Genomic DNA, 12617 nt, shown 5'->3' with positions numbered 1-12617 from the left:
CTGCATATTCAAAGAAATTGGTAACCGTTAGCCACACAACACAGCCGCCCGCGGGGGATCGAGTGCTATCAGTCCGGCAAGCAGTTGTTCCATTTTCGGCTGCAGGCGGGTTTTGTCGCTTTCACTGTGCCCGGCTTTCATACGCAGCAGTTTCAAATGACGCGCGCGCACTTCAAACAGCAGCCCGGGTTCCCACTGCGCAAGTGTCACCCCCTCCGCCTGTGAATCCAGCTCAGAGAACAGATGTGTTGCCAGCTCGTTTTTACCGTACTGTTCCGCAACACGCGCCATCAGCAGGCGCACTAGCCATTTCTGGCGGGCGGTGGTGATACCGGGCCGGTTCTGCAGCCAGTTCAGCGCCGCCTCGGGACCCTCACTGTCAGCAAGCGCGACGGCTTCCGGCTCAAGTGCAAGGATGTCTTCATCAGCACTACGGGTTTGTGAGGTATGTACGTCATCGCTCCAGCCTCCGACGGAGTCCATCACGCTCTGCTGGATCCAGTTCAGCGTTACCTCATCGGCAAAGGGGGTGCCGTCATTAAACGCCAGCGTCTCCAGCCCGGTCAGGCGAGAGAGTAACCCCTTCAGGTCGGCAGCAATGATGTCCGCCAGCGTATCTTTTCCTTGTTTTTGCAGCGCCTGGTGGATATACCACTGCAAATCAAGCCACAGGTGGTTTGCACCGCGCGAGAAGACGCTGTCAGCCTGCTCCGTTATTTCGCTCCAGCTCTGTTGCAGATAAAGACGTTTGAGCAGGGCGCGCTGGTCCGCTCTGGGCGGTTCGATGCGGGTTCTGCCTGCTGCATCCGGTGCAGGGATAGCATGCAGCGTATCGTGACGCAGGCTTTTCATCAGATGGTGTGCCGGGAGCCAGCCGTCCGGCTGGTCACGCAGGTAGTCGGTCAGGGTGCGGGCCTGTGCCAGCAAATCCTGTCCGGAGGTGATCCGACTCAGCTGTGGTGCATCATTGTGTACGAGGGAGGCTGCAGGCGTATTGTCACTGGCATTCTGCGGGACCACCGCATCCACGCCGCCTGCTTTTTGCAGGCGGGCCTCAAGAGCACGGTACAGACCATCGAGTTGCGGACGGGTTTCATCGGGCTCAGCGTCCGTCAGTTGCGCTATCAGCAGCAACGCCCCGGCGGTACGCAACGCATCCTCGCTCACCACTTCCGGGTACAGAGAGAGGCTGTCTGTCATACGCGAACCGGCCAGCCATTCGAGAGCAGCTTTACGGCTACGGTCACGCTGTGGATGCAGTTGCCCGCCAAAGCGTTCAAGCAGGCCCGCCAGTAATTCCAGTCCGTCAGCCAGGCCGCGTTCGCCTTCCCGGTGCAGTTTCGCCCAGCAGTAATAAGTGGCCACGCGAATATCTTTGGCGGTGTGGGTCAACAGCCCTTCGGCCAGTTGGCAGATCCGTTCAGTGTCCGCGCCAGAGAGCTTATTCACCTCTTCACGCATCTGCTGGAAATCGTCATGGTAACCGGGGTCTTCTCCTACCCCGGAAACACCGGGAACGGGCAGCAGCCAGTTATCCCACAGCGCAACGCGCTCACGGGTCTGTGCTAACAGCGTGTCCTGCCGTGCCTGGCAGACATCCAGCAAGGAATTCAGCGATGACATCAGTAATGACCTTCAGTATCAGCGGTACGATTGGCGGAGGCCGGTGCCGGTGCGTCACTGACGCTGAAGATATTCTCCGGCAGGCGGAAATTACGCAGTTTAAGCAGGACCAGCGGACCTTCTCCGGCTTCGGTGCGCAGCGTGTAATTGAGGTTGCGCCCGTCCGGTGCTTTCCAGCGCAGACGGTAGCTGCTGTCCACGCCCGAATTGTCGCTGACAGAGGCTTTATCCAGCAGGCGTATCAGCCCCCAGGTTCCCGGCATATCCGCAAACTGACGGGTGCCTGCCTGAACACTTATCCAGCTCAGATTTGCACCCGGCGCTTCGGTGTCCGCCGGCCAGGTGATGCGTTTCCACTGCGGCATCTGGTTTACGTAGGTCAGCTTCTGACCGTCAATGATCATGTCCGTCTGCATTACACCATCCGCCGTCCCCGGACGCAGTTCAAAGCTCATCCTGGCATTGCCTTCGGTGAACGCCACATCTGAGATGTGACTCAGGGTATTCATGGCGTTAAGGAAGGCGGGGTTAAAGGACAACCCCTGTGAATTGATGCTGTCCGGTACCCAGTGGCTGCCTTCACGGTGCAGCACGCCTTTTAGACGCGTTTGCAGGAACTGTGTGATACGCCCGGAGTCCGCATTGAGGTATTTCGCAAGCAGCGGCAGCGAGACGTCACTGCCTGAATTACTGAACGGGTAACGGTCGCCAAAGGCGCTGTTCCACTCACTGACCACCGCCTGTTGCCACTGGGCATTCAGGCTGTCTGCCGCCGGGGTCAATACCTGCTGCCAGGCCTGTTCCATCGGGTTCACAAACACCGAACGGCCAAAGCCGCTCCACTCCTGGCCGAGTCCGGCGGCAATCAGGCTACCGTAGTCACGGGTGTCGGTCAGGTCCACCGCTTTGCCCTGAAACACGGTCTGGGCCAGCGTCTGAGTCATCGCCTGCGGGTCGGCCGCGTTGGTCACCTGCTGCAGGCGCAGACGCACCTGAGTAACACGGGTCAGATAAGACTGCAGACTCTGGGCCTGTGTGCCGCTGCGGTTTTTGTCCATCAGTGCCAGTACCGGACCAAAGGTGGCATTAAGTGGACCATGAACGCCGGCGCTCTGGTCGATGGCATCCTTACTGTCTCCGCCCAGCAGGTTTTTCGCTGATTTCACCAGCGAGTCAGAAATGGCTTCACCCGTCTGCCCGGTTCGTCCCTGCTCATTCAGGGTATTCATCAGCGCCACCAGGGGTGACTGACGCAGGTCGGCCATCAGCGTCAGCTGGTCAATGGAATCAGACAGCGTGGCGGCATTGTTCCAGCGCAGGCTGTTGAGAAATGCCAGCCAGGCCCCACCAAAATCGGCAAAGTAGCGCTCCGTCAGGCGTTTTTCCAGCGTTTCCGGTGACCCTTCCTGCTGCGGTTTCTGTTTACTGTCGGTCAGCACCCAGTCCAGTTCATCCCGGCGCTCTTTCACGACCTTTTCAATGGCAGGCTGTACGGCCTGCTCCCAGGCCTGACGGGTGAACATTCCTGGCACCACCTCGCCGGTGGTGAACAGGCGGCCGGCATCGGTATCGCCGGTCATGTCTTCCAGACGCATATCGGCATACTGATTTACCACCTCAGCGAGCATTTTCTGATACTGGCTGGATTCGCTGTTGCGCATCCCCATCAGACGGACCAGCAGGGAGCGTGCCTGGCTGACCATGCTCTCATCGGCGGACAGGTGCCACTGTGGATGCGTTATCAGACTTGCTGCATAAAAAGAGAGCAGAGACGGAGCCTGGCCCTGCCACTCGCTGTCTTTCACATCCTGACGCGTCGGCCAGTCCTGCAATAATCCGCTGCTGAACCAGGCCGCATCCATGTGCGCCGGCCGCGCCAGCATCAGATAGAGTTTGAGCTGGTTATAGGTAGTTTTAGCCATCTGTTCGCGCAGGGGACTGCCCGGTGGCAGTGCGTTGAACGCATTAAGTTGCGTCTGCAGGTGACCGGCCGCGGCATCCCGCAACAAGGGTTGCGCGCTGTCCCTGTAACGAGGCCAGAGTGCCTTTAAAAGTGCGTCATTCTGACTGAGCCCGGCACGTTCATACCAGGGGATGCCGTGTGCTGCACGGTACTGGAGACGACCGAGGGTTTTCTGCAGTTCAGACAGCGCATGCAGGCGCTCTCCCAGCGGCATTCGCTGTTCAGCTGCCAGTGCCGCCTGCTCCTGCGCGTTGCGTATCTGACTGCGGTTGCTGATAAAGGAGACCAGCATCCAGGTTCCCCAGGTCACCATCAGCAGTGCGGCAACGGATGCCATCACCTTTTGCCACGGGATACCCGGTTTACGTGGGCGCAGTGTTGTTGGCAGCGAACGGACAGTGGCCGGGATGATATTCCAACGCTTGTCCATCCCCCAATGGTGCTGAACGCTACGCTCTGCTCCCACGGAGGGCTGGCTGAAGACAACCCCCGCCAGCGGCAGCGGGCGGTACGGATTGAGTATCACAGAGAGCGGTTCAGCCACGCTCTGTGGTTCACGAACCAGTTGGTCGGCCAGTGTCAGCAGGAAGTTGTGCTGCACCGCATCACAGGCCTGTTGCAGCCCCTGCGCAATCAGTTCCGGTGCCAGGGTAGCAAGCTGTTCTGCCAGCCCTTCCGGGCGACACCCGGCAGGGAGAAGACAACCGATCGCCTGAACCGTACGCCCTTCTGGTTTACCGGCCCGCAGATGCAGCGACCAGACATAAAGCGGCAACTGCCAGCCCAGCGTCTGATTGCGGGCGCTGATGGCATGGGAAAAGGTATCCATCATGCTGTCGGAAGGTACCGGCTGCGGCTGGGTCAGGTCCGGTGAGGACAGGCGATCAAATAGCGAGGTTACCCACACCATGCCATCAGCCGGGCGGTGACGCAGTTTACTCAGCGCGGTCAGCCATTGACTGTCAACAGGGCTATTCAGGTCCCCGCCCCAGAGAAGCAACGTACCCTGATCTTCCTGCCAGTATTGCGAGGTCAAACCGGGAGTTAACTGCTCCACCTCACCAGGCGTGCCGGTGATAATTAGGATGCGGACTTTGCGTGGCCAGCCGCGACCATACAGATTGCGCATAGCTTCACGGATTTCAGCGATGGAGGGAAAATGACTGGCGGCGGGAGCAGTCTGCAAATTTTGTTTTTTGCTATGGCGGAGAACATTTTCCGGGCGGTATGGAGCCTGATCCTTTTTATAGTGGTGACGTTGCAGGAAATAAAAGGCAATAGCCAGAATCAGTAAAAAAGAAAAAAAGCATCCCCAAATGGTCCATGCTGTATATTTTGTTATTTTCCAGGAAGCAAGTTCACCCTGCCAGATAAATAGCAGGAAAGCACTTATCCCTGCCAGACCCATGATGAGAATGATATACCCGGTTATACCATAACGGGCTTTTGGCAATGACACTTCCGTTGTCATGAAAATAACTCCCGGGTTATCAGACAAAGTGAATACATATTTTCTTCATTTCGAGAAATAAATAACTGCATTTCGCCGGTTTGTTTTGCGGCATCAGTCAAAAAAGAAACCGCCACTGGAAACATCAGTGGGCCGGGTAAACCAAATGAGTGGTCAAGTGAAATCAGAGGGCGTCTTTCGGGTAGGGACCATTGTTTTGATGTGACATGTTGGACTAACCGGGTCCGCTCATCGGCGTCCATACCCGATAACCAGACATAACGTAACGATGCTTTTTCCAATCGGTTATATTCAGATAACATATCCAACGCCTTAGTTAAAGAGTCAGAAGAGAGACTTCTCCCTACTCCGGCAATGACGGGAAGCGCATTCTGGCTGGCGAAATGGCCGGAGGTGATTAATTGTGCGGTGATGAATTCGCTGTACTTTTCAGCCTGACTACCTGTCCAGTCCTGCAGACAAAGTAAAAGACCCAAACCACTAAGTTCATTTTCATCACCAGCACAAAATGATTCTGGTGCATCCGCATATTCCGGGTACAGATCCCACTGTTGATAAACAGCCTGATCTATTGTTATTTCCTGATATTTTTTTTGATACTGAATCACTATTTTACTGAGGTGATGGCGGTAGCCCGGAGATTGTTTTTCAATTTCTTGATCGATAAATTTTAGATGTTCATTCAGATCAGATAAATCAGCAAAAAGGGGGCGTGCCTTTTCAGGGTATGCCGGTATATCGGCAGGATTTCCCAGCAATGCATCAACGCCTTTTTTCTCTGGGGTGAGTACGACATTACCCACCACAATCTGTTGTTTTCTGCTCCAGTACTGCCAGTATTGCTTGGTCCTCTCTGTTTCTTCATTCCATAGCAGGGCAGCATTAACAGACTGTTCATAGCGATGAAATACCAGACCAAAAAAACACAACCAGAGTAATATTGCAGGCAACATGCCATACAGTAGAGCCTGACCGTAACTTGTCGCTTTCCCCGGGAAAAGCGCAAGCAATGCTCCTACCAGTGCCATAACCAACAAAATAATGCCCCAACGTTTATAGTCCGGTTGGTGTATTACCGCCTTTGTGGGAATTTTCGGAATAGGCCATGACATAATCAAGACTCAATAGCACTGTCGTTCTGTGAGCTGATCACTCGGCAACCGCATTCACAGAGACAATTATCTACCACAACGGACACACCATTTTCAAAGGCGGTGGGATCCCCTTCAGATATTCGATTAGTGCCATGCTCAGGGCAGGATATCTGATCGCCAACCAGTACCACTTGGATGCCGTTAACAAACAGGGTAGAGGAGGCAGAAATAATCTTACCACCATGGGTAGTGGCATCGCCCAGACAAGCCAGTGCTGGCATAATATATTCCTTATTCATTAAGTATATTACGTGATAATTAAAAACCCAAATGGTTATAACTCACAGAACAACTAGATGCCATATTAAAACACGAAGAGTTAAATGCACTAAAAATAACGCCGTGAAAAGTTAACACTGATTATATTTTATATAGCCAGATGAGTTCAAACACTTCATTGAAACATTCAATGCGACCTTTAATTATAAAATCTTAGCGCGCCGCCACCTAATAACACCAAAAAAAGCCATACTGAGAGAAGGAGGAAAATACATCCCAACGCTCGGACCTGAGCGGGATTGTTTCGATCTCTAAGGGCTGAAACAGAGAAACCAAGCCCTAATATTGATATCCATGTAAGAAATACTTCCAGCTCATTAAACATCCCTTACCATTACTCCTAAATATTTATTGAAACCACCATTTATCATCTCAACTGAAAGGTCGCTTTAAATGCCTATACTATCAATTCCATAAGAGTTTTCATGATCTGTATCCTTAACAGGGATAGAAAGAATTACAAATAGTTATACTTCCCCCTCAACGAGAATTGTATAATTTTTCAGAATGCATTTGGTCTGTATCTGAATGTCCGGGTTATTCTGTCCCATATATCAACCAGCTGTGAATCCGTATAGTTCTTCACCTCGAGACCAGAATTATGCAATTCTACTGAAAATACGGGGTGATTATAATCAGCAACCTTTTCATTCCCATAAAGTGTAAATGTAAAATAGGGAACATTTTTATCCTCTGGCCGATAGATGTCCTGATGAGCTTTAATTAGCCACTCTTCTGCATTTATGCTAGAAAGCTTAACCGGCCCTTTTCTAAGCGTGTGGGCTCCAATCCTGACCATTACTGGATTTATTTCACTACCCCGCTCCAGTAGCGTTTCGCCTTTTCCAAGGGTGCTGTTACTGTTTACCACCAGTTCAAAATCACCCTGACGGTACAACATGCTAATCTCTTCATCCGATTTAATATTAGCGTCGCTAATAAAACCATCTGGAGTACAGACTCCTGGCTGTGAGGGAACTTCATTGTCTGCTCTTCCCTTCAGTCTCGAAAGCAGGCTCTGGATTTCGGCCAGCTTCTGAGGTTTATTATTCAGGGAGTTTTCCTTCATTCCACTATTTAAATAATCTTCTTTATCCTTTTGATATTTTGGGTCGGATACATCCCTGATCACCGATGTCACTATAAATGCCACTCCATTATCATAAAGATGCCCTTCCAGAATTCGGCCAAAACCAGCAACACTACCGTTTTCATTGCGATCGAAAATAACTGTATTTTCGTTTATACGATATACCTGTTTCAGAAAAGGTTGATCTTTCTGCCTGACGGTAGGGCTATTCCTTAGCTCCTGCTCACGCAAGCGTATACGCTGTTCAAATGCTGGACGATATAACCGCTTGCTGGCGATACGTATATCATTAATTTTCACCTGATCCGCCAGAGCATTAGTAAATGAAACGGGGACATCAAAAAGATAGCGACCAAGGCACTGAGGTTTCGTCTGCTCAAAAAGCTTATCTGTCATCTGTTTTTCCTCTACTGTCGGTGGCGATACCGGCCACGGGCGGGTTAATAGCCAGTACGCTGCGAATAACACAAGCACAACGGCAAACAATCCAAGCCATAAATGTCTTACCCGCATGGCGTCACTTCCCCGACCATTTTTATAATCGACCGTAATGTGAACTTCATCGCAACCGAAAGACCGTTTTCAATGCCGAGATCACCGACGGCATAGGCTCCTTCGTGGTCCACTTCCGTGGCCAGCAGTGAACGAATACCTGAAAATGAGATACGTCCTGCACGGACCGGTACGGTGCCATCCCCCGGACCGCCGGAGGAAGTCAGTTCAAATATTTGTCCCTGCACATGACGGTAAACGGGTAATTCCACCGGCACGCCAAAAACCGGTCTCGGCGCCGGGATCTGCTGCCATATCAGATGATCGTCTGAGGGATGCTTTTTACTGGCACCGTAAAATGCATAAGTATTAGGATGATATTTACCCTTTAATTCTTCAATAAATAACTGGACCTTATTTATTATTCTGTCCTGATATTTTTCCCACTCTTTAGCCGTATCATCCAACAGCAACTCTTTCTCGCACAGTCGCCACCAGTCACTTTTATTAAGATAAATTTCCGTATAAGGATCGGACTCCGGCTTATTCATCACCCCTTTGCTGGCGTGAATGTTCAGCCACCCCGTCCCGTAGGCCCTCCCTGGCAGCAGCTGTAACGGGCCGGGCGACTGGGCCAGCACCGGCATCAGATTTGCTGCGTCAGCACCAATAACCGCCCCGACAACGCCCCGTTCTCCGGTTTTCATACGCCGATACGCCGCTGGAGAACCCAGGTCAGGCATTACACCATGCACAATGCCGAGGATATTTTCCCTGCCACTCATATTTTCTGAATAATGTCGTGCAACCAGGCCGCCCATTGAGTGCGTGATCAGGATAACTTTACTGACGGCAAGCCTGCCGTGATAGATACTCAACACCTGTCTGATATAGCGGTCTAGATGTTGGGCAGAGTCCGCGTTTGACTGCAGCCAGTTATAACCAAAGACATGCAAGGGAAATAAAATATCGTAACTCTGTCTGACCTCAGCTTCTGTCAGCGCTTCTTCGCCTTTTTCCGCGCTTAAGTCTTCACCAATTAGCAACTGCCGGGGAGTTTGTCTGCGGGTACCATTAATAAGGTTATCAAGCAAAATATGACCATCATTCAACATGCACTGCAGGGTATGGAGTGGCTCGCCATAACTCTTGTAAAGTGCACTACCCCAACCTCGTTCCTCTCTGGTGGGGAACATCTTACCTTCGAGGTCGCTGTAAAGTACCTTCCCGGTCAAATCCACTTCGGTGGTGACTGGATCCAATAGTTCTTTTCTTTCTTTTTTTGCTTTAATTGTCCAGGCCAGCGCATCAACACCCTCATGCATATCAGCATGCCAGACTTTTTTATCTGAGCCGACCTTTTTCAGGTTCGATCCCATTACGCCTGGCAGGAAAATTATCGGGATCACTTTCTCCGCAACTTTAGGGCAGGCAACAACCAGATTATCCTCAGCTCTGGCATTCGGGAGGGTGTAATACGCTCGTCCATTTTCGTCATATTCAGGCAGGATCACTACTTCGTTTTCCGCTGCTCCCGTCATTTTATTTTCCGTCCTTAAACCGCATTCTGTCAGTCACTACGTCAACTTGCTTCAGTAAAACACTCTTACCATTTTCAGCTGTTGATACAATTTTGCTGGCGGCATCGTCAGCTTGCATGATCAGTGTTTGACCGGACAGTGCTGAACTATCATAGAGATGGATTGCTTTAGGGGTATAAGCAAAATCGGCCTTATCCCACTTCTGCCCCATTTCGCTGGCACTTTGCCCGTTAAATTTCTGCCATACTGCCGCCCGCTGGATTATTTTATCAGGGGCACCACTTTCCACCTCACCGTTACCTATCCTCAGATAAGCACCACCGCTGCCCACCAGCAAAATATCCTGCTCAGCACGAATAATCACTTTGCCTTCACTGCTACTGATACGCACATCTTTCAGCGCATGTAGAGCCATCTCATCGCCCTGTGCCTGGATTTCCACCTTCCCTTTCGCCGCAAATAGTTTCACTCCCATCTTCTGTGCAAACAGGCTGATAACCTCACCCGCCGCCACTGTGAAGGCTTTCAATGTACTAAAGTCAGTGTTTTTACCACTGGTTCCCGTGAGATTTTCCCCCGCCGACAGCTGCAAGCTTTTAGCCGTAGTCTGCGCAATGCCGGCAGGGGCCGAGAACAACAGTGCAGACTGTTTAAGTTCGGTGAGTGCATCACTGAGGAGCGTCTTTTGCATCTGTAAATCCGCCAGTTCTGCTTTTGCCGTCTCAGCAGCGCTACGTAAGGATTCAGTTAAACGCTGTGCCTGCTGAAGCTCGCTGATAGCGGCCTGCATAGCTAGCATCTGCCCACCAGCCAAAGGCTGCACATCAGCACTGATAAACACCCCTTTCCCACCGCGAATGGCCACCCAATCATCCGTACGCAACTCAGCCCCTTCACCACGCAGCACTCTGTCAGCATTGACATTGTGCCCTAAATTAAGCTGCGTTTTGCCGCCGTACTCAGTGCTGAGCTTTATATGCTCTTCACCGCGCTTGTCCTCCATCCGCAGCTTGTTCAGGCCAGCTGTACGGATGACGTTGCGCGTGCTGTTGGCTTCAGTGACGTGGTCTACATGGCGAGAGTCGTGCAGGGCGTGGGCGATATACGGCCGGTCCGGGTCACCTTCGTGGAACGCAATCGCCACCTCGGTGCCCTGTATCAGTGGGAAGTGGAAGCCGTATTTGTCACCGCCGTAAGGTTTGGCAAAGCGCACCGGCATACTTTCCATACCCTGACGCTTGTCGTCGCGGTCGGCATTGAATTTCACCCGATACATGCCTGCTACATCCTGCCAGGCGTAGATATCGTTCTCTTTAGCGCTGGTGATGCGGGCCGTCAGCGTACCGCTCACCACAGGGCGCTTTTTGGCTGGCGGTCTCCAGCAACAGGTTTCGCTGTAGGGCATTGCCGCCCACCCCACCTGCAGGGCATTTTTACGGCTGGCCGTGTAGTCTGCACGCACGATAACCAATCCAATTTCCGTGACGGCCGGCAAGGTATGAGGGAGCGCTGTTTCCGTGATAGTGAGTATCTGCGCCACCCCCAGAGTGGAGTCGGTACTGTTGCCGGTCACCGTGGTCTGGGTCGAGAGGAAGCGTTCATGCTCCATTCTTGCCCAGAAATTGCCGGTTTCGGCAGCCGGGTTAATCTTCTCCCCGCTTTCCAGATGGCGTGGACGATAGTGGTAAACATCCCCGTAAGTCACGCCGTCGCCGTCGCCACGGGTCATATCGGCCTGCGCGGATGTCAGGACTTTTTGTGCCTGCCGGTGGTTGTAGTCGCCGGCGGTTACCGAACTTTCCACCACGTTGTGCCAGACATGAACATCCCACACGGCGTCGACGCCGTTGTCATTCGCCCCTGACGGGCTGTTAAGCGGCAAGGTTTTCCCGAACGTCCAGGCACTCTGGGTGTCCGCAAAATTCACCACTTCGGTCTGGGTGTCTTTTTGTAAGGTGAAGAAGTAATAAATCCCCACCTCTGACAGCAGGCGTTCAATAAACGCAAGGTCATTTTCCTGGTACTGGTTTATCTGCTCACGCTTCGGATAGTCAGCTTTCAGGGAAAATTCGTATTCCCAGTCTTTCAGACCATGCTCCTGAAGTACCTGCTTCACCACATCCGGTACTGATTTGTCGACAAAGAAACGGTGCGTGCGGAACTGCTTATTCAGCAAAGAGAGGAAAGGTTCGAGAATAATCTGGTAGGTAACCTGATCTGCGGAACCATTGATGCGTTTGAAATGAGTGACGACACCGTGGATCACCTTTTGGCCGCTCAGCCCCATCAGGGCCCCCGTTCCCATGGTCAGGGATGCGGGCTTGCTCAGCAACTGCGCTGCTGTAATGTCTTTGTCAGAACTGGTGAACAGGATGGTGTAATGATACAGGTCACTCATAAACTCTTTGCCGCTGAACTCTTCCACATCCAGTGGTGAGGTGCAGGAAGAAATATCCAGTTGGTAACGATTCAGGGTGGTTTTAATTATGCTGGTCAGCGTATCTGTCAGACTCATGATTTTTACTCCATGTAATTTTCAGTGCTTGTAATATTTACAGCTGACAGGCACCAACTGAGTTATCCATCGCATAGCGACAATACGGCAGGTTTATTTCTCTCTCTGTCGGTGTCACGTTATAAATATGGCCCTTGTTAATTTCCAGGGTGATGACGAAACTCCGTGGCTCATCATCATATTTTTTTGAAGTTAATACATACTCGATGATGAATTGCCCCTTATCCGGGAAGTGGTAAAAAGAAGGTGGAATGCAGAGTTTCCCGTCTGAAACAGTAAGGTTCGGTGTAAAATTAAAGTTCTTTTCTTTTGAAGGTATCCCCCGGGGATTGATCCCGATATCTGCGGGTTGATAATCCTGAGCATCAGTAACGTTAAAACACACACTGTCACCTTGCTGACTGACTTGTGCTGTTTCATCAAAGCGCCCTCTGTCGCCAGATCCAGGACATCCCGTTAGCATTAACAGACACATGCCGAACAAAAAAG

At 51.8% G+C, this 12617-nt stretch carries 8 protein-coding genes; all 8 read right to left on the bottom strand.

From position 1 onward, the window contains the following. Positions 1-27: 27 nt before the first annotated feature. The gene (gene tssA, locus GE278_04395) at positions 28-1623 is read right to left on the bottom strand and encodes a type VI secretion system protein TssA (protein ID QLK60070.1); all 1596 of its coding nucleotides are present in this window, start codon (positions 1621-1623) and stop codon (positions 28-30) included. Beyond that, complete coding sequence (locus tag GE278_04390) at positions 1623-5057, bottom strand: type VI secretion protein VasK (protein ID QLK60069.1); 3435 nt, start codon at positions 5055-5057, stop codon at positions 1623-1625. The genes tssA and GE278_04390 overlap by 1 nt, the downstream gene beginning before the upstream one ends. Further along, positions 5054-6169, bottom strand: coding sequence for a hypothetical protein (locus GE278_04385; GenBank protein ID QLK60068.1), 1116 nt, complete (start codon positions 6167-6169; stop codon positions 5054-5056). The genes GE278_04390 and GE278_04385 overlap by 4 nt, the downstream gene beginning before the upstream one ends. A gap of 2 nt (positions 6170-6171) precedes the next feature. Continuing rightward, entirely contained in the window at positions 6172-6450 is a 279-nt protein-coding gene (locus GE278_04380) for a PAAR domain-containing protein (GenBank protein QLK60067.1), read from the bottom strand. Positions 6451-6992: 542 nt separating this feature from the next. Beyond that, the gene (locus GE278_04375) at positions 6993-7976 is read right to left on the bottom strand and encodes a hypothetical protein (protein QLK60066.1); all 984 of its coding nucleotides are present in this window, start codon (positions 7974-7976) and stop codon (positions 6993-6995) included. A 107-nt stretch (positions 7977-8083) separates the two neighbouring features. Next, complete coding sequence (locus GE278_04370; GenBank protein QLK60065.1) at positions 8084-9613, bottom strand: hypothetical protein; 1530 nt, start codon at positions 9611-9613, stop codon at positions 8084-8086. Position 9614: 1 nt separating this feature from the next. After that, a complete protein-coding gene (vgrG, locus tag GE278_04365) occupies positions 9615-12128 on the bottom strand; it encodes a type VI secretion system tip protein VgrG (protein QLK60064.1) in 2514 nt (837 codons plus the stop codon). Between the two features lie 37 nt (positions 12129-12165). Continuing rightward, positions 12166-12591: a hypothetical protein gene (locus GE278_04360; protein ID QLK63187.1), complete on the bottom strand. Its 426-nt coding sequence runs from the start codon at positions 12589-12591 to the stop codon at positions 12166-12168. Between the last annotated feature and the right edge of the window lie 26 nt (positions 12592-12617).

This window comes from Enterobacteriaceae bacterium Kacie_13, assembly GCA_013457415.1.
Classification (GTDB): Bacteria; Pseudomonadota; Gammaproteobacteria; order Enterobacterales; family Enterobacteriaceae; genus Rahnella.
Note: the sequence above shows the minus strand (reverse complement) of the source record. Positions and strands in the feature narration are given on the sequence as shown.

What these genes read in the sequence shown, in the direction of transcription:
- GE278_04380 (QLK60067.1), bottom strand. Translation starts at nt 6,450, where the DNA reads ATGAATAAGGAATATATTATGCCAGCACTGGCTTGTCTGGGCGATGCC.
- vgrG (QLK60064.1), bottom strand. Translation starts at nt 12,128, where the DNA reads ATGAGTCTGACAGATACGCTGACCAGCATAATTAAAACCACCCTGAAT.
- GE278_04370 (QLK60065.1), bottom strand. Translation starts at nt 9,613, where the DNA reads ATGACGGGAGCAGCGGAAAACGAAGTAGTGATCCTGCCTGAATATGAC.
- tssA (QLK60070.1), bottom strand. Translation starts at nt 1,623, where the DNA reads ATGTCATCGCTGAATTCCTTGCTGGATGTCTGCCAGGCACGGCAGGAC.
- GE278_04375 (QLK60066.1), bottom strand. Translation starts at nt 7,976, where the DNA reads ATGACAGATAAGCTTTTTGAGCAGACGAAACCTCAGTGCCTTGGTCGC.
- GE278_04385 (QLK60068.1), bottom strand. Translation starts at nt 6,169, where the DNA reads ATGTCATGGCCTATTCCGAAAATTCCCACAAAGGCGGTAATACACCAA.
- GE278_04360 (QLK63187.1), bottom strand. Translation starts at nt 12,591, where the DNA reads ATGCTAACGGGATGTCCTGGATCTGGCGACAGAGGGCGCTTTGATGAA.
- GE278_04390 (QLK60069.1), bottom strand. Translation starts at nt 5,057, where the DNA reads ATGACAACGGAAGTGTCATTGCCAAAAGCCCGTTATGGTATAACCGGG.